This window comes from Hamadaea sp. NPDC051192 (assembly GCF_040682475.1).
Classification (GTDB): domain Bacteria; phylum Actinomycetota; class Actinomycetes; order Mycobacteriales; family Micromonosporaceae; genus Hamadaea; species Hamadaea flava.
Window position 1 is genome coordinate 1 of the sequence record NZ_JBFBAZ010000161.1, and the last position, 15,993, is coordinate 15,993.

A 15,993-nucleotide genomic window follows, 5' to 3' on the forward strand; every position below is an offset into this window, starting at 1 on the left:
GCCGCCCTTCCGGCGAGCGACGCCAGGGCGGCGAGTGGCGTCTAGTCGAGCCGGGGCGGGAGCCCGAACAGGGGGAACAGCCGTTCGGTGTCCAGGAAGTTGTTCACGTGCGAGATCTTCCCGTCGACGATCTCCAGGATGATCAACGCCCACGGCTCGTGCCCCTGGCCGTTCGCGGCCGGCCGGTACTGCCCGAACGCCGGGCTCCCGTTGGCGGCCGTCGGGACCAGCCGGGAGTCGCGGCAGCCGTTGCCGGTGCCGAGCATCCAGGCCTGGATCTCCACTGGTCCGCGCAGCCACATCTCCAGCGGCGGCATCGACAGGACGACGTCGTCGTGCAGCAGTCTGGCCAGCGCTTCGAGGTCGTAGCTCTCGAAGGCGGCGACGTATTTGCCGAGGAACTCCTGCTGCGCCTCGTCGAGCGCGTCGAGGGTGTCGGACCGGGTGGTGTCGACGGTGGCGAGCGTGGCCCGCGCCCGCTGGAGCGCGCTGTTGACCGAGGCGACGGTGGTGTCGAGCAGCTCGGCCGTCTCGGCGGCCGACCACTGGAGCACCTCGCGCAGGATGAGCACGGCCCGCTGGCGGGGCGCGAGATGCTGCAACGCGGCGACGAAGGCGAGCCGGATGCTGTCCCGGGCGACCGCGACGTCGGCGGGGTCGCCGTTGGACGGCAGCACCTGGCTGTCCGGCACCGGCATCAGCCAGGTCGGCTCGGGCAGCGGCGCGTCGGGCAGGCCGGCCGCGGTCGAGGCCGGGCCGAGGTCCATCGGCCGGGCCCGGCGCTGCGCGCCGCCGACCATGTCGAGGCAGACATTGGTCGCGATGCGATAGAGCCAGGACCGCAGGGCCGAACGCCCCTCAAACCGGTCGTACGCCTTCCAGGCCCGCACCATGGTCTCCTGCACGGCGTCCTCGGCCTCGAAGCCGGAGCCGAGCATCCGGTAGCAGTAACCAGTCAGCTCGCCGCGATAGGGCTCGAGCTGCTCTGCCCGGTGATCGTTGCCGTGATCAGCGATGACAGTCACGAATGGGAACCTACCCGAGACGTATGACACCGGGAACCGGCCCGGATCAAGGAAGGCGGCGTACGCCTATAGAGTCTGACGAGTGACTTCATCGGCGGTGCCCCACCCCACCGACGAGGCCGATCTGCGCCGTCGGGTGGACGGGGCGCTGCGTGCGTTCCTCACCGATCGGCGGGCCCAGCTCGTCGCGATCGACCCTGAGCTGGCCCCGCTCTCCGACGCGATCGACGCGCTCGTGCTGGGCGGCGGCAAGCGGCTTCGGCCGGCGTTCGCGTACTGGGGATATCGGGCGGCCGGCGGCGTGGACTCGGACGCCGTCGTGGCCGCCGTCTCGTCGCTGGAGTTGGTGCAGGCCAGCGCCCTGATCCACGACGATCTCATCGACCGTTCCGACACCCGGCGCGGCGAGCCCGCGGCCCACCGGCGGTTCAGCGAACTACACCTGAAGAACGCCTGGCACGGCGAATCGGCCGACTTCGGCGCGTCCGCCGCGATCCTGCTCGGCGACGCCTGCCTGGTCTGGTCGGACGAACTGCTGCACGCGGGCGGGCTGGACCCGGTGACGCTGGCCCGCTGCCGCCCGGTCTTCGACGCGATGCGGACCGAGGTGACCGCCGGGCAGTACCTCGACGTGCTCACCCAGGCGACCGGGGACACCTCGATGCGCCGGGCCGGGACCGTGGCCCGGTACAAGTCGGCGAAGTACACCGTCGAGCGCCCGTTGCTGCTCGGGGCGGCGATCGCCGACGCCCCGGTGGCGCTGCGGGTGGCGTACTCGGGGTTCGGGGTGCCGCTGGGCGAGGCGTTCCAGATGCGCGACGACATCCTCGGGGTGTTCGGCGACCCGCTGGTCACCGGCAAACCGGCCGGCGACGACCTGCGGGAAGGCAAGCGCACCTATCTCATCGCGGCCGCCCTCGACCGGGCCACCCCCGCCGAGCGGGAGGCGCTGCTCGACCGGCTCGGCAGTCCGGACCTCGACGCCGCGGGCGTCGCCACCCTCCGCGAGATCATCGTCGGCACGGGCGCTCTCGCGCGTACCGAGGAGAGAATCGCGGAATTGACCGCCGCGGCGCTGGACGCGTTGCGCGGCGCGGAATTGGACGCCGACGGCGAGCGGATGTTGTTGCGGCTCGCGGAGGCCAGCACGCGGCGGGCTACCTGAGCACCTGCCGGAACGACGCGTAGTGGTCGTCGGTGTAGTAGATGTCGCCGCCCTGGCCGACGACCAGCCGCCGGGCGCCCCGATCTCGTGACCCCGGGGTGGGGACCGTGTACTCGTGGTAGTAGCCACGGGTCTGTTGGGGCAGCAGACGCTCGTTGTTGCCGAAGACGATCCCGTCCCGGTCGTACGGGTAGGGACCACCCTTGTCGATCAGCACGAGGGTGTCCCGGGCCTGTTGCGGCAACTTCGCGACGGCCACGGTGGGCAGGCCGGAGACCGGAGTCTTCGCTGCCGAGGCCGATATCGCCGACGTCGGCGAGCCGGCCGGGGTGTCCGCCGACCGGCCGGCGCAGAAGCCCAGCACGGTCGCGAGAACCACGATCAGCACCGACGCCACGGCGACGAGGACGGGCAGGCGACGCCGGCTGATCTCCATCCGGGCAGTGTGCCATGCGCTCGCGCGCCGGACGCGGATGCGACCATGTCCCCGTGACGCGCTTGCGTTGATCATGGAGTTTGCCCCCACGACACACCGTCGACACCACAGTTAACTCCATGATCAACGGGGCGAGGCGCGGGGCGCGGGGCGGGGTGTGGGGGGTGCGGAGGGAGCGAAGGCGAGCGGTGCGAGCGGTGCGAGCAGCGGGAGCAGGGCGAGCAGCGGCGGCGGGCCTGGCGGCGTCAGCGGTGCTGGCGGTGGCGGCGTGGCTGGCCGGTGCGCTGCCGTCGGGTGATCCCGCGCCGACGCTCCGCCTGGAGGGCCTGGGTTCCACGAGCGGCCGGTTCCAGCTCGGCCTGCTGTTGTGGCTGGTCGCGACGGCGGCGCTGGGCTTGATCTGGTGGCGGAGCAGGAACCCGAGTGTGCTCTGGTTCGCGCCGTTGCTGTTCGCGCCGCCGCTGGCCAGCCGGGACGTCTACGCGTACGCGTGTCAGGGCGACATCTGGCTCGCCGGGTTGGACCCCTACAAGCTCGGCGTCGCCGACGGCGGTTGTCTGTGGACGCCCAGTGTGCCGGAGCTCTGGTGGCACACGCCGACGCCGTACGGCCCGCTCGCGATCGTCCTGAGTGGAGCCGCCGTGGCGATCGCGAAGTTCGTCGCCACCGATCTGGACACGCAGCTGACGGTCGCGGTCACCGTGCTCCGCCTGATCGCGCTGGGCGGGCTCGCGCTGCTCGGCTGGGGCCTGAAAACCTTGGCCCGCAACGGGAAAGGCTGGTGGCTCGGCCTGCTCACGCCGCTGGTGGCGCTGCATGCCGTCTCCGGCGCGCACAACGACGCGGTGATGGCCGGGCTCATCGTGGCCGGGCTCGCGGCTGCCACGAGCAAGCGCAAGAACGACTGGCTCATCGCCGGGGTGCTGATCGGCGGCGCGGTGGCGATCAAGGTCACCGCCCTGGTGGCCCTGCCGTTCGTGCTGCTGCTGCTCCCGCCGTGGCGGCAGCGCTGGGCGGCGCTCGCGGCGAGCGCCGGCACCTTCGCCGCGCTCACCCTCGCGTCCGGGCTCGGCCTCGGCTGGGTGAACGGCCTGCGCGACACCGGCGACCTCCAGCAGTGGACCTCGCTGCCGACCGGCGCGGGCATGGCGGTCGGCTATCTGCTCCGCGCGTTCGGGATCGACGCGATGTCCGCGTCCATCACGGTGGCGCGCGCGCTCGGCCTGATCGCCCTCCTCATCATCGGCTTGTACGCGATCAAGAAGTCCTGGCGGGCACCGGCCGCGACGGTGATCGCCGCCTGCGGCTGGGTGCTGGCGGCGCTGGCCGTCCTCGGTCCCGTCTTCTACCCCTGGTACGCCTTGGCGCCGCTGGCCGTCCTGGCCGCCGGCACCGAGGCGTGGACGCGTACGCGGATAGCCGTGACGATCGGCCTGTGTTTCCTCGTCCTGCCCAACGGATTGGGACTGGCCGTGCTGACGAAGGGGCCGGGGGCCTTCGCCGCGCTCGCGGCCGTCATCGCCCTGCTGGCGTACGCCGTCCGAGCCAGACCCAGACCGACAGGGTGAGCAGCACGAGGGCGAAGCCGAACAGCAGATCCTCCACCGGCGCGTACGCGATCCGCAGGCCCAGGATCGTCCAGTCGGCGTAGACGACGACGCCGCGCCCGGTGAGCACGCCGTTGGACAGCAACTGGAACAGCAGCACGATCGGGTAGGTCGCCCAGAATACGAGCCCGGCCACCAGCCGCGTACGCAGCACCCAGAGGTCGATCGCGACGGCGGCCAGCACCCCCAGGACCACCGAGACCGTGTACGTCATCGCTTGAGGACCTGCCGCACGGCCTCGAAGCCGAGCACGGCGCACAGCGGCACCACCACGAAGAAGAGCGCCTCCTCCAGCGGCAGCCCGCCCGGTAGGCGTACCCCTAGAAGTTGCGCGGGGTCGAAGGACCACCAGCCGGAGTGGACCGCGGCCAGGTCCCAGATCAGGAACAGGGCCGCGACCGGCGCGATGGTGAGCGCCAGCCGGCGGACCTGGCGCAGCACCCCGACGTGCAGGACGGGTTCGAGCCAGATCGCGCAGATCAGGCAGCCCGCGAGGACGGCGAGGTAGGTCAGCCGCATCTAGAACGCGAGCGCCTGCGCGCGTCGTTTGACCTCACGCGCCAAGTCTCCGCCGAGTGCCTGCGCGGGCGTGCCGGGAAGGGTGTCGTCGGCGGTGTAGAGCCACCGCAGCGCCTCTTCGTCGTTGTACCCGGCGTCCCGCAGCAACGTCAGCACGCCGGGGAGGTGCTTGAGCACGGTGTCGTTCGCCACCAGCTCCGCGGGCACCCGCAGGACGCCGTCCCGGCGCACCGCCAGCAGCGAGCCTTCCTTCCTCCACTGGTGGACCTTCGTGATCGGCACGCCGAAGCGCTCGGCCACGTCGGGGAGGTTCACCCACGTTGAGACGTTCTCAGTCACCCGTACACGATCCCACATCGGCCGGGCCGATCCACCAGCCCGGCTGGGATCCCGCACCCGAGGAACCGCGACGTGAACCCCCTGCGTGTGATCCAGCGAGAGGTGGCCGGCGCCTGGCGCTCGGTCCGATACGACCTGCGCAAGCGCTCCTCGTCGGCCGACGGGGAGAACCCGGCCGATCCGTGGGCCGACTCCTGGTCCGAGACCGAGGTGGAGTTGCGCGCCCCGCGGGCCGTCGCGCCGCCGCCGCCGAAGGGCCACCGCCGCAGCCGGCCCAAGGGCCCGCGCCCAGGTGACCCGGTACGCTCCCCCGCCCGGCAGCGCACGACGCTGGCGGCGGCGGGGCTGGTGCTGCTGGCGCTGTCGGCCGGCGGAGTCCTCGCGATGATCACCGGAATGCGGGCGTTGCTCGATCCGGGCGCGCCGCCGGCCGGACTGCCCGCGCATGCCGCGCCGGCCCCGTCGCCGACGCCGTCGGAGGGCGTACGCGTGCCGGTCGTGATGACCACGGCGCCCGGTACGCCCGTCGCGGTGACGAAGCGACCGCACGCGACCACGAAGACGCCGAAGCCGCCGGTCCCCACGCCCGCGCCGGTGCCCACGTGCAGCTGTACGCAGCCGCCGAGCCCCGGCACGTCGGCCAGCCCGAGCCCGTCCGGTACGCCGACCCCGTCCCCCTCCGGTGTGACTTCGCCCACAGCGACTCCAGGGTCGACGGAGAGCCCCGGAGCCGGGGCCACCCGGTGATCGAGCCCATCGGCGCGGCGCGCTCCACTCCAGTACAACGGCCCAATGGTGTCTGGACGGCCGAGACTGACTTAGACTGCACGCCGATGGACACTCAGGTCGCCGACAATCTCCTCGGGTCGCTGCTGGACGGCCGCTACCGCATCCGCGGGCGCGTCGCCCGCGGCGGGATGGCGACTGTCTACACCGCGACCGACGAGCGCCTCGAACGAACCGTCGCGATCAAGATCATTCACACTGGTCGCGCCACTGACCCGCAGTTCGTCGAACGGTTCACCGACGAGGCGAAGACCGTCGCCCGGTTGACCCATCCGAACGTAGTCGCGGTCTACGACCAGGGCAACCACAACGGGCTGCCCTACCTGGTGATGGAATACGTCCGGGGCCGGACGCTGCGCGACCTGCTCGCCGAGCGCCGCCGGCTCAGCCCGATCGAGGCGCTCGCCGTGCTGGAGCAGATGCTCTCGGCGATCGCCACCGCGCACCGGGCGGGCCTGGTGCATCGGGACGTGAAGCCGGAGAACGTGCTGATCGCCGAGGCTCCGGGCGGCTCGGCGGAACTCGTCGACGCCGTCGTGAAGGTGGCCGACTTCGGGCTCGCCCGCGCGGTCGCGGCCAGCGCCGACGACGGTTCCGGCCAGCTCATGGCGACCGTGGCGTACGTGGCTCCCGAGCTCGTGACCAGCGGCGTCGCCGACCCCCGCTCCGACGTGTACGCGGCCGGCATCGTCCTGTTCGAGATGCTCACCGGCCGCGTTCCCTACGACGGGGACCGCCCGGTCGACATCGCCTGGCAGCACGTCGACCGGGACGTGCCGCCGCCGTCGCGGTTCGTGCCGGGGCTGCCGCCGGTCACCGACGACCTCGTGGCCCGCGCGACCCGACGCGATCCCGCGCTGCGGCCCACCGACGCGGGCGCCATGCTCGCCGAGGTGCAGCAGGCGCGCGAAGTGATCATCGCCGCGGCCGCCCGCGCCCGGCCGTCCGCTCAGCCGACCATGGTCGTCGGGCAGGTCAGGCCGTCGGACCGGCCGTCCTGGGCCCGGCTGCCGTCACCCGGCCCGGCCACCCGCGGGCGTCCGGCACCACCACAACAGCAGCAGCAGTACGCCGACGAGGACCCGACGCTCGTCGAGCGCGCCCGCGACGCGTACGCGCGGGTGAAGGGTTCGCCGCGCGGCCGGATGGCGCTGACCGCCAGCCTGGTCGTGCTGGCCCTGTTGGTGCTGGTCGGCGGCTGGTGGCTCGGCTTCGGCCGCTACGAGGCCGCCCCGAAGCTGACCGGGCTCGACCGCGCCTCCGCTGAGGCGCTGGCTCGTAAGGCCGGTTTCACCGCGCACTTCGAGCAGGGCCGGTTCAGCGAGGAGATCGCCAAGGACACCGTCCTGGAGCAGAACCCGCCGCCCGGCGAAAAGGTCGTCAAGGGCAGCGACATCGACCTGACCCTGTCCCTGGGCCCGGAGCGCTACCAGGTGCCCGACGTCGTCGGCAAGACCTGGGAACTGGCCGTCGTCGACCTGTCGGCCGTGAAGCTCCAGCCGGTCAAGGGCGCCGGGCAATACAGCGACACCGTCCCCGCCAACACCGTCATCGCGGTCCAGCCGACCGTGGGCACCGAGCTGAAGCCCGGCGACAAGGTGACGCTCATCCTGAGCAAGGGCAAGGCCCCGCTGACCGTGCCCAACCTGGTCGGCCAGGATCAGGGCGTCGCCCGCACCACGCTGGAAGGCATGGGGCTGAAGGTCGCCATCACCTTCCAGAAGTCCGACAAGCCCAACGGCCAGGTCATCGCCCAGGACCCGGTGGACGGCTCGGGCGTGGAGAAGGGCCAGACGATCACCCTGACGGTCAGCGAGAACCAGACCTCGTTCGCCATGCCCGACGTGATGAACTGGGGCTGCGGCGACGCCAAGCGGCAGCTCGAGAGCATGCAGCTGGGCGTGCAGGTGGACGGGCAGATGGGCGAGAGCGGCTGGGTGCGCGACATGGATCCCAAGCCGGGCACGATGGTCAACCAGGGGCAGCAGGTAGTGATCCGCTGCCGGGTGGTCTGATGCTCGGAGTGCACTCCAACTCCGCCGGCGGGTTGGCGAAGACGGCTTTGGCGTACGTCGATCAGGTCGGCGCGGGCTCCGTGCAGGTCTACATCGGCAACGCCCGCAGCTGGCGGCAGTCGGCCGGGGATCCCGTCCAGGACGGGGCCTTCCTCGCCGGCTGCGCCGAGCGAACGATCCCGTCGTTCATCCACGCTCCCCTGCTGGTCAACCTGGGATCACCCACACCCGCGACGGTCACCCAGTCGGAGGCCGCGATCTCGCACGCCCTGATCCGGGGTCAGGCCATCGGCGCGCGGGGCGTGGTCTTCCACGCGGGCAGCTCGGTCGACCCCAGCCACACCGATCAGGCTTGGAAGCAGGTACGCGAGGCGCTCCTGCCGCTGCTGGACAGGTCGCTGGCGGCGGGCTGGCCGCGGTTGCTGGTCGAACCCTCGGCGGGCGGCGGGAGGTCGCTGGCGGCCCGGGTGGAGCACCTCGCGGAGTACTTCGCCGCCGTCGACCACCACCCGGCCCTGGGCGTCTGCTTCGACACCTGCCACGCCTGGGCGGCCGGGCACGACCTGGCCACCCCCGGCGGCATGACGGCCACCCTCGACGCGCTGGTCACGGCGGTCGGCCCGGGGCGGCTGGATCTGGTGCACGCCAACGATTCCAAGGACCCGCTGGGGTCGACGCGCGACCGCCACGAGGCGATCGGGCAGGGCATGATCGGGCTGGAGCCCTTCCGGGAACTGCTGGCCCATCCGGCGGCGGCCGGCCTCCCCGTGATCGTGGAAACCCCGGCGGAGTCCCACGCCGATGATCTCGCGGCACTGCGCAGTGTGTCACCACACCTTGCGTGAGCTGGTGTTTTAGGGCACCCTTACTGAGGCAAGGCTAACCGCCCCCTCAGGAAGGACCCCGGTGTACGCGTGCATCTGCAACCGAGTGAGTGAGGAAGAGGTTCACTCGGCCATCCAGTGCGGCGCGCACGACCTGGAGAAGATCGGCGACGAGTGCGAAGCGGGCACCAACTGCTTCACCTGCCACGACCGGCTGCGCGACATGATCGAGGACTACTTCTCCGCAGTGCCTGCTTAACGCTCTGGCTCGACCGCGCTCGGCGCGCCGTTTCATGCCTTAGCGCGATGTTTCGGACATACGCGCGTAGATTGCCTTCCGGGATATCTCACTGGGAGGTTCACACGGCCATGCAAGGCGACGCCCGCGTCATCGAATTCCTCAACGAACAGCTCACGGCGGAGCTGACCGCCATCAACCAGTACTGGCTGCACTACCGCATGCAGGAGAACTGGGGCTTCACGAAGCTGGCGAAGTACACCCGGCACGAGTCGATCGACGAGATGAAGCACGCCGACCGGCTCGCCGAGCGCATCCTCTTCCTCGAAGCCCTGCCGAACTTCCAGAAGCTGTTCCCGCTGCGCATCGGCGAGACGGTCAAAGAGCAGTTCAAGTGCGACATGAAGGTCGAGGAGGAGGCGATCGAACGCCTCCGCCGCGGCATCGAGTACATGCGCTCGGTCGGCGACGTCACCTCGGCCAACATCTTCGAGGACATCCTCGAGGACGAGGAGCACCACATCGACTACCTGGAGACGCAGCTCGACCTGATCGAGACGCTCGGCGAGCAGCTCTACCTCCAGAACGTCACCGAGCACCCCGAGCCCTGACCGGCTCGTTCGCTAGGCTCACGCGCGTGTGGCTCGCGCGTTACCTGCTCGGCGCTGCCGTCGCCTGGGTCCTGTACCCGGTGACGGCCGCTCTCGCATATCTGGCGTTGTTCGTCTTCGCCACGATCACCGACGCCGGCCTCGGCGGGCCGCTCGCCGGGCCGGTCTTGATCCTCGCGGCCGCCCTGCTGGGCGTCGCCCTGACCGTGGCCGTTCTGCTGCCGACGGTCGCGATCGGCGAGCTCGTCGCACGGCGTACGCGCTGGCGCTGGGCCCCCGTCGTGACGCTCGGCGGCTTCACCGTGGCGCTCGCCACGGCCGCCATGGCCTGGGGCACGGTGTCGCTCGTGCTCGCGGCGCTCAGCCTCATACCGCTGGTGGCCTTCGCGACCATCACGCACGGATCCGCCCGCGCGGGCACGTTGATCTTGAATCGTTGGCGCCGCCATGGCGACGTTTTCCATTCAAGATCACCTCGACCCGGCGCGATCGAGTCGATCTAGGCGAGAAGTGGCGGCCTGGGCGACCGTTTCTCGCCTAGGTCACTAGCGGAGCCGGTCACTAGCGGAGCCGGTCACTAGCGGAGCCGGTCACTAGCCGAGCCGGTCACTAGCCGAGCCGGTCACTAGCCGAGCCGGTCACTAGCGGAGCCGGTCACTAGCGGAGCCGGCGTTACTTGAGGAGCCGGGTGAAGACCTCGATCGCCCGGTCGATCCCGGCGTCGTCGATGTCCAGGTGCGGGATGAGCCGCACCGTACGCGGCCCGACCGCCGCACACAGGACGCCTTCCTCGGTCGCGGCCCGAGCCAGCGACGGCCCGTCGATCGTAGCTTCCCGCAGGTCGAGCATGACCATGTTGGTCTCGACGGACGCCGGGTCGCACACGCCGTAGGGCACCAACGCCTCCGCCAGGCGCTGCGCCTTCGCGTGGTCGAGGGCCAGCCGCGGCAGGTTGTGGTCGAGGGCGTACAGGCCGGCGGCGGCGAGGATGCCGACCTGGCGCATGCCGCCGCCCAGCCGCTTGCGGATCAGCCGCGCCCGCTCGATGTTCTCCGTCGTGCTGACGAGCACCGAGCCCACCGGGGCGCCGAGGCCCTTGGAGAGGCAGACGCTCACCGTGTCGAAGAGTCGGCCGTACGCCGCGAGCGGGATGCCCGTCGCGATCGAGGCGTGCCAGATCCGGGCGCCGTCGCAGTGCAACGCGATCCCGGCCCGGTCGGCGATCCCGCGCAGCCCCTCGAGCGAGGCGAACGGGATGACGGTGCCGCCGTCGCGGCCGTACGTCTGCTCGACGGCCACGGCCCGGGTGACCGCCGCCCGGAAGCCCTCCGGCATGACCAGCGACTCGATGAGGTCCAGGTCGAGCGAACTGCCGCCCGGAGTCCACGTACGCGTGCTGATCCCGCCGAACATGGCCGCCGCCGCCAGCTCGTACGTGACGATGTGCGCGCCGACGTCGCAGAGCAGCTCGTAGGTGGGTGGCACCAGCGTCTGCAGACCGATCTGGTTGGCCATCGTCCCGGACGGGGCGAACAGTGCCGCCTCGTGGCCGAGCAGGTCGGCGACCCGGCGCTCCAGCTCGATGACGGTGGGGTCGTCGCCGAAGACGTCGTCGCCGACCTCGGCCGTCATCATCGCCTCACGCATGCCGGCCGACGGCCGGGTGACCGTGTCGGACCGGAGATCCACCACCGCGTCAGCCACGGAGCATCTCCGCCACGAGGAAGGCCAGCTCCAGCGACTGCTGGGTGTTCAGCCGCGGGTCGCACGCGGTCTCGTACCGGGTGGCCAGGTCGGCGTCCTCGATCGCCTGCGCGCCGCCGAGGCACTCGGTGACGTCCTCGCCGGTGAGTTCGATGTGGATGCCGCCCGGGTGCGTACCCAGCATCTTGTGCACCTCGAAGTAGCCGAGGACCTCGTCGACGATCCGGTCGAAGTGCCGGGTCTTGTAGCCGTTGGACGACTCGTGGGTGTTGCCGTGCATCGGGTCGCACTGCCAGACCACCTTGTGCCCGGCGTCGCGGACGACCTCGACGATGCGCGGCAGCTCGTCCCGGACGAACTGGTTGCCCATCCGGCAGGTCAGCGTGAGGCGGCCCGGGATGTTGTCCGGGTTCAGCTTCTCGCAGATCGCCAGCAGCTCCGCGGACGGGATCTTGTGGTCGATCTTCACGCCGACCGGGTTCGCGATCCGGGAGGCGAAGTCGAGGTGCGCGCTGTCGAGCTGGCGGGTCCGGTTGCCGATCCAGAGCAGATGGCCGGAGAGCCCGAACGCGCGGCTGTCCGAGATGCGGGTCAGCGCCCGGTCGTACTCCAGCGCCAGCGCCTCGTGGGAGGCGTACAGGGTGACGGTGCGCAGGGCCTCGTCGTCGGTCATCCCGCAGGCGTTGATGAAGGCCAGCGCCCGGTCGATCTCGCGCGCGATCGCCTCGTACCGCTCGCCGAAGGCGGAGGTGCGCACGAAGTCCCGGTTCCAGTCGTGCACCGCGTGCAGGTCGGCCAGGCCCCCGCCCAGGTACGCGCGCAGCATGTTCATCGCGGCGGCGGCGTTGGCGTACGCCCGGATCATGCGCTGGGGGTCGGCGACCCGCGCCTGCTCGCCCGCCTCCAGCGAGTTGATCATGTCGCCCCGGTACGCCGGAAGCCCGAGCGCGTCGGTGTCCGACGACCGCGGCTTGGTGTACTGCCCAGCGACCCGGGCCACCTTCACGACCGGCAGCGACGCCCCATAGGTCAGCACGACCGCCATCTGGAGCAGCGTCCGGGCGTTGGCGAGCAGATGCTCCTCGGTGTTGTCGGCGAAGGTCTCGGCGCAGTCGCCGCCCTGGAGCAGGAACGCACGTCCTTCGCACACCTCGGCCAGGCGCATCCGCAGCTGGTCGACCTCATAGGGCGCGACGATGGACGGCACGCCCTCCAGCACCTTCGAGACCTGCTCGACCTCGGAGTAGTCGGCCCACGGCGGCATCTGCGCCCGGGGCAGCTTGCGCCATTCGTCGAGGCCGAGGGCGGCCGCCTCGGCCGGGTCAGCCGTAGTCCTGATCTTCTGTTCGAAGCCCGGATGCCGGAGCTGGTGCCACTCGGGACGGGAAGCCGTACGCATGCCAGCAGCCTAGTGCGGCGATGGGAAACCACGGTGACCGCCCGGGTGAATCCCGACAGGTGATCACCTGCGAAAAGGAACGATCATGGCGCTGGTCACACGACACGCCGAGCGAGCACGCACGTAAGTTCATGATCTCGCGGAACACTGGTGATTTGTGCGTATTCGTCCACTTATTGTAGTAGCGCTCGCCCTGATGGCGGGCGCAGCAGCAACCGCCGCTGTAGGCGGAGGAACCGCGGCAGCCGCCAGAAAAGCACCTGCGGCAGAGGCGGCCAAGCCCAACATCCTCTTGATCAACACCGACGACCAGCGCTGGGACACCATGCGCGTCATGCCCAAGACCATGAAGTGGTTGCAGGGCGCCCGGAGCTTCGACCGGGCCACGGTCAGCATCCCGTCCTGCTGCCCGAGCCGGGCCAGCATGCTGACCGGCCAGTACGCCCACAACACCGACGTCCATCGGCAGACCGACGGGCAGAAGGTGCACCAGGGCGAACTGCTGCCGGTGCTGCTCCGCAAGGCGGGCTACCGGACGGCGATGGCGGGCAAGTTCCTGAACTCGTGGCCGCTGGACTCCGCGCCGCCCGGGTTCGACCACTACAGCGCCATGCACGGCGGCTATCAGGGCTTCAAGACGTACACCGACGGCAAACTGGAGTGGGTGAACGCGTACTCGACGACCTGGTACGCGAACAAGCTGAAGGGCTGGCTGCGCGGCTTCGACCAGGCGGGCGGCAAGCCGTGGTTCGCCTATTACGCCCCGTACTCTCCGCACCGGCCGTCCACTCCGGAGCCGAAGTACGCCGATGCCGACGTCGGCAAGTGCCTGCAGAGCGGCGAGCCCGACGTCTCCGACAAGCCGATCTGGCTCAAGTGGACCAAGCCGGATCCGGCCGCCTACGACGAGATCTGCCACAAGATGCTGCGTACGCTGCTCAGCACCGACGACGCCGTGGACGGGATGCTCAGCGACCTGAACTCGCGAGGTGTCCTGAAGAACACGATCGTCATCTTCACCAGCGACAACGGCTACCTCTGGGGCGAGCACGGGCGTACCGAGAAGTTCGTCGGCTACCTGCCCTCGGTGCGCGTACCACTGCTGCTGCGCTGGGACGGGCACGTCACCGCGAGCACGGACCACCGGATGGCCAGCAGTGTGGACATCATGCCGACGCTCCTGGCGGCGGCCGGCGTGAGCGGCGGCAAGCTGGACGGGCGGTCGCTGCTCGGCCCCGCGCGGACCGGGCCGGTTCTGACGGAGTACTGGTACGACCTCAAGAACTCGAAGGTGCCGACCTGGGCCGCGCTGTGGGACGGCAAGACCCACTACCTCGAGAACTACGACGAGCAGGGCAAGACCACGTTCCGCGAGCTGTACCACACGGACACCGATCCCGGCGAGCTGACGAACGTCCTGCACGGCAAGGTCTCCGACGCCGACCGCAAGCTGGGCGACGCGTTGCGCGACAAGCTCGCCACGGCCCGCCGCTGCACCGGCTCGGCCTGCCCGTGAGGCCTGACCTCGCGCTCTACCGGCCGCACCGGGAGGCCTTCGACGTCACCGTCGAGGGCGTCCCGGTGCCCGGCCTCCACGCCACCTACTACAGCCGCCCCGACTCCGCGCGGGTCGCCACCGTCGGCGTCTATCGCTTCGGCGCCAGCGAGATCTTCATGGCCTGGGGGTACGCCGATGAAGCGCACTGTCGCTGGACGGCCTATCGGCAGCCGGACGGGTCCTGGACGGATCCCCACCCCGGCTGCCCCGACCCCACCCTCACCCTCTCGTTGATCATGGAGTTAACCGTGGTCTCGACGGCGTGTCGAGGGTGAAAAGTCCATGATCAACGCAGCTGGCCGCCGTCGACCACGACTGCCCCTCACACAGTCGCGGCCGACAGCGGGAAGGTGCGCCGGACCCCGTGCGGGTCAGTGCCCGGCGCGTACGGGCGTCTCCTGGCCGGCTCGCGACAGCCGGCGGACGGAGACGATGGCTGCCACGGTCACCGTCAGCGCGAATCCGAAGAGGACCGTGTGCAGGACTGGGTTGGCGATCGGGACGAACCCGATCACGGCGACGGGGAGTTGCACGAGCCCGATCAACGCCATGAGGGCGCCACGCCGCCGGCCGCCCCAGGCGTACGCCGTCCACAGTGGAGCGCTGACCACCGCGAGCGTCAAGACGTCGAGAACGGCGTGCCAGACCGGGTTTCGCACCGCGTTATGAGCGAACGCGTACGAGGGGGAAGATACCGCGAGTACGGCGAGAACCGTGCCCGAGAAGATGACTGCTCGACGCATGATCGCCTCCACTGTGTTCGGACCTGAACCGACGGTAAGGCGGCGCAAGACCGAGACGGAAGGCTGAACCGGATTCATTCACGCAATCCGGGCATCCCACCCACGCAGGGGTGACGGGCTGTCAGGTGTTCTGTGCGGCGAGTTCGCGCGCCCGGTCCCGGGCCGCTTCGAGCGCGGCGAGCAGCGCCGCGCGTACGCCGTGGTTCTCCAGCTCACGGATCGCGGAGATCGTCGTGCCGGCCGGCGAGGTGACCGCCTCGCGCAGCTTGACGGGGTGCTCCCCCGAGTCCCGCAGCATCACCGCCGAGCCGATGGCGGTCTGCACGATCAGGTCGTGCGCCACCTGCCGAGGCAACCCGAGCAGAATCCCGGCATCCGTCATCGCCTCGACCAGGAAGTAGAAGTAAGCCGGCCCCGACCCACTCAACGCGGTAACCGCGTCCTGCTGAGACTCCGGCAACCGAATAGTCCGCCCGAGCGGCTTGAACATCTCCTCCGCGAGAGCGAGATGCTGAGCAGTAGCGTGCGCTCCCGCCGAAATGGCCGTCATCGCCTCATCGACAAGCGCCGGCGTATTCGTCATCACTCGAACGACGGGAACGTCGTCCCGGAGGTACTTGGCGAAGAAAGCCGTCGGCAGACCTGCGCACAACGACACGAGCAGCTTGTCCGCACTAATGAGCGGCCCGAGCTCACTCATCAAAGCGCCCGCGTCCTGCGGCTTCACCGCCACCGCGATGACATCCGCGGACGCGACAGCCTCGGCGTTCGCCAAGACCCGGACGCCATATCGAGAACGAAGCTCGGCGGCTCGTTCTTCACGCCTCGCGGTGGCGATCAGGCGGTCGACGGGCCAGCCGGCCTTCACCAGACCGGAGAGCAGAACCTCACCGATCTTCCCCGCACCCACTACGGCAACGGTGTGCATACCCATCCCGTCCAACCCCAGTAGCCGCCTCACCAACGGGTTATCGGGGCGACATTGACCCGCGCAGGGATCAAGCCTGACCGCCCGGAGCGGGTC

The 15,993-nt window shown here is 70.3% G+C and carries 19 protein-coding genes; 10 read left to right on the forward strand and 9 right to left on the reverse strand.

The genetic code is table 11. The features are described 5' to 3' along the window. Positions 1 to 41: 41 nt before the first annotated feature. Positions 42 to 1,025, reverse strand: coding sequence for a sigma-70 family RNA polymerase sigma factor (locus AB0M47_RS37145; protein ID WP_363422553.1), 984 nt, complete (start codon positions 1,023 to 1,025; stop codon positions 42 to 44). 82 nt (positions 1,026 to 1,107) lie between these two features. Between AB0M47_RS37145 and AB0M47_RS37150 the strand changes: the two genes are divergently transcribed. Then, positions 1,108 to 2,190: a polyprenyl synthetase family protein gene (locus tag AB0M47_RS37150; RefSeq protein WP_363422555.1), complete on the forward strand. Its 1,083-nt coding sequence runs from the start codon at positions 1,108 to 1,110 to the stop codon at positions 2,188 to 2,190. Here AB0M47_RS37150 and AB0M47_RS37155 read toward each other — a convergent pair. Next, on the reverse strand, positions 2,183 to 2,626 hold the full coding sequence (locus AB0M47_RS37155; RefSeq protein ID WP_363422557.1) for a ribonuclease domain-containing protein: 444 nt from the start codon (positions 2,624 to 2,626) through the stop codon (positions 2,183 to 2,185). The two genes, AB0M47_RS37150 and AB0M47_RS37155, sit on opposite strands and share 8 nt — an antisense overlap. Positions 2,627 to 2,823: 197 nt before the next feature. Here AB0M47_RS37155 and mptB point away from each other — a divergent pair, with 197 nt between their 5' ends. Beyond that, on the forward strand, positions 2,824 to 4,194 hold the full coding sequence (gene mptB, locus AB0M47_RS37160; protein ID WP_363422559.1) for a polyprenol phosphomannose-dependent alpha 1,6 mannosyltransferase MptB: 1,371 nt from the start codon (positions 2,824 to 2,826) through the stop codon (positions 4,192 to 4,194). Here mptB and AB0M47_RS37165 read toward each other — a convergent pair. The 3 genes from AB0M47_RS37165 to AB0M47_RS37175 are packed head-to-tail and all read right to left on the reverse strand — an operon-like array spanning position 4,142 to position 5,109. Continuing rightward, positions 4,142 to 4,447: a lycopene cyclase domain-containing protein gene (locus AB0M47_RS37165; RefSeq protein WP_363422561.1), complete on the reverse strand. Its 306-nt coding sequence runs from the start codon at positions 4,445 to 4,447 to the stop codon at positions 4,142 to 4,144. The two genes, mptB and AB0M47_RS37165, sit on opposite strands and share 53 nt — an antisense overlap. Then, a complete protein-coding gene (locus tag AB0M47_RS37170) occupies positions 4,444 to 4,752 on the reverse strand; it encodes a lycopene cyclase domain-containing protein (protein ID WP_363422563.1) in 309 nt (102 codons plus the stop codon). Before AB0M47_RS37170 ends, AB0M47_RS37165 begins: the two co-directional genes overlap by 4 nt. Continuing rightward, positions 4,753 to 5,109 carry an Rv2175c family DNA-binding protein gene (locus AB0M47_RS37175; RefSeq protein ID WP_253761546.1) on the reverse strand — a complete coding sequence of 119 codons (357 nt, stop codon included), beginning with the start codon at positions 5,107 to 5,109 and terminating at the stop codon, positions 4,753 to 4,755. Between the two features lie 54 nt (positions 5,110 to 5,163). Between AB0M47_RS37175 and AB0M47_RS37180 the strand changes: the two genes are divergently transcribed. From AB0M47_RS37180 to AB0M47_RS37205, 6 genes are all read left to right on the forward strand, one after another. Further along, positions 5,164 to 5,838 carry a hypothetical protein gene (locus AB0M47_RS37180; protein WP_363422565.1) on the forward strand — a complete coding sequence of 225 codons (675 nt, stop codon included), beginning with the start codon at positions 5,164 to 5,166 and terminating at the stop codon, positions 5,836 to 5,838. An 86-nt stretch (positions 5,839 to 5,924) separates the two neighbouring features. Further along, positions 5,925 to 7,892: a Stk1 family PASTA domain-containing Ser/Thr kinase gene (gene pknB / locus AB0M47_RS37185; RefSeq protein ID WP_363422567.1), complete on the forward strand. Its 1,968-nt coding sequence runs from the start codon at positions 5,925 to 5,927 to the stop codon at positions 7,890 to 7,892. After that, a complete protein-coding gene (locus AB0M47_RS37190) occupies positions 7,892 to 8,737 on the forward strand; it encodes a deoxyribonuclease IV (protein ID WP_363422569.1) in 846 nt (281 codons plus the stop codon). Before pknB ends, AB0M47_RS37190 begins: the two co-directional genes overlap by 1 nt. 61 nt (positions 8,738 to 8,798) lie before the next feature. After that, positions 8,799 to 8,975 (forward strand): (2Fe-2S)-binding protein, encoded by a 177-nt coding sequence (locus AB0M47_RS37195; RefSeq protein ID WP_290865628.1) that lies wholly within the window; start codon positions 8,799 to 8,801, stop codon positions 8,973 to 8,975. A gap of 110 nt (positions 8,976 to 9,085) precedes the next feature. After that, complete coding sequence (gene bfr / locus AB0M47_RS37200) at positions 9,086 to 9,565, forward strand: bacterioferritin (protein WP_363422571.1); 480 nt, start codon at positions 9,086 to 9,088, stop codon at positions 9,563 to 9,565. A 26-nt stretch (positions 9,566 to 9,591) separates the two neighbouring features. Next, positions 9,592 to 10,068 carry a hypothetical protein gene (locus tag AB0M47_RS37205; RefSeq protein ID WP_363422573.1) on the forward strand — a complete coding sequence of 159 codons (477 nt, stop codon included), beginning with the start codon at positions 9,592 to 9,594 and terminating at the stop codon, positions 10,066 to 10,068. Positions 10,069 to 10,237: 169 nt separating this feature from the next. On the opposite strand, the gene AB0M47_RS37210 is transcribed toward AB0M47_RS37205, so the two are convergent. Both AB0M47_RS37210 and AB0M47_RS37215 read right to left on the reverse strand, forming a co-directional pair. Next, entirely contained in the window at positions 10,238 to 11,269 is a 1,032-nt protein-coding gene (locus AB0M47_RS37210; protein ID WP_363422575.1) for a GntG family PLP-dependent aldolase, read from the reverse strand. Then, a complete protein-coding gene (locus AB0M47_RS37215; RefSeq protein ID WP_363422577.1) occupies positions 11,262 to 12,668 on the reverse strand; it encodes a class II 3-deoxy-7-phosphoheptulonate synthase in 1,407 nt (468 codons plus the stop codon). The genes AB0M47_RS37210 and AB0M47_RS37215 overlap by 8 nt, the downstream gene beginning before the upstream one ends. Positions 12,669 to 12,864: 196 nt before the next feature. Here AB0M47_RS37215 and AB0M47_RS37220 point away from each other — a divergent pair, with 196 nt between their 5' ends. Beyond that, positions 12,865 to 14,184 (forward strand): sulfatase, encoded by a 1,320-nt coding sequence (locus AB0M47_RS37220; RefSeq protein WP_363422579.1) that lies wholly within the window; start codon positions 12,865 to 12,867, stop codon positions 14,182 to 14,184. Beyond that, positions 14,181 to 14,501 (forward strand): hypothetical protein, encoded by a 321-nt coding sequence (locus AB0M47_RS37225; RefSeq protein ID WP_363422581.1) that lies wholly within the window; start codon positions 14,181 to 14,183, stop codon positions 14,499 to 14,501. The genes AB0M47_RS37220 and AB0M47_RS37225 overlap by 4 nt, the downstream gene beginning before the upstream one ends. Positions 14,502 to 14,597: 96 nt before the next feature. On the opposite strand, the gene AB0M47_RS37230 is transcribed toward AB0M47_RS37225, so the two are convergent. Both AB0M47_RS37230 and proC read right to left on the reverse strand, forming a co-directional pair. Further along, positions 14,598 to 14,969, reverse strand: a complete 372-nt coding sequence (locus tag AB0M47_RS37230; protein ID WP_253761537.1) for a hypothetical protein — start codon at positions 14,967 to 14,969, stop codon at positions 14,598 to 14,600. A 121-nt stretch (positions 14,970 to 15,090) separates the two neighbouring features. Further along, a complete protein-coding gene (gene proC / locus AB0M47_RS37235) occupies positions 15,091 to 15,903 on the reverse strand; it encodes a pyrroline-5-carboxylate reductase (RefSeq protein WP_363422583.1) in 813 nt (270 codons plus the stop codon). Between the last annotated feature and the right edge of the window lie 90 nt (positions 15,904 to 15,993).

Excerpts from the sequence above, each read along its gene's own strand:
- AB0M47_RS37170 (WP_363422563.1), bottom strand. The coding sequence starts at position 4,752 with ATGCGGCTGACCTACCTCGCCGTCCTCGCGGGCTGCCTGATCTGCGCG.
- pknB (WP_363422567.1), top strand. The coding sequence starts at position 5,925 with ATGGACACTCAGGTCGCCGACAATCTCCTCGGGTCGCTGCTGGACGGC.
- AB0M47_RS37175 (WP_253761546.1), bottom strand. The coding sequence starts at position 5,109 with ATGTGGGATCGTGTACGGGTGACTGAGAACGTCTCAACGTGGGTGAAC.
- AB0M47_RS37155 (WP_363422557.1), bottom strand. The coding sequence starts at position 2,626 with ATGGAGATCAGCCGGCGTCGCCTGCCCGTCCTCGTCGCCGTGGCGTCG.
- AB0M47_RS37190 (WP_363422569.1), top strand. The coding sequence starts at position 7,892 with ATGCTCGGAGTGCACTCCAACTCCGCCGGCGGGTTGGCGAAGACGGCT.
- AB0M47_RS37165 (WP_363422561.1), bottom strand. The coding sequence starts at position 4,447 with ATGACGTACACGGTCTCGGTGGTCCTGGGGGTGCTGGCCGCCGTCGCG.
- AB0M47_RS37230 (WP_253761537.1), bottom strand. The coding sequence starts at position 14,969 with ATGCGTCGAGCAGTCATCTTCTCGGGCACGGTTCTCGCCGTACTCGCG.
- AB0M47_RS37220 (WP_363422579.1), top strand. The coding sequence starts at position 12,865 with ATGGCGGGCGCAGCAGCAACCGCCGCTGTAGGCGGAGGAACCGCGGCA.
- bfr (WP_363422571.1), top strand. The coding sequence starts at position 9,086 with ATGCAAGGCGACGCCCGCGTCATCGAATTCCTCAACGAACAGCTCACG.
- AB0M47_RS37215 (WP_363422577.1), bottom strand. The coding sequence starts at position 12,668 with ATGCGTACGGCTTCCCGTCCCGAGTGGCACCAGCTCCGGCATCCGGGC.
- proC (WP_363422583.1), bottom strand. The coding sequence starts at position 15,903 with ATGGGTATGCACACCGTTGCCGTAGTGGGTGCGGGGAAGATCGGTGAG.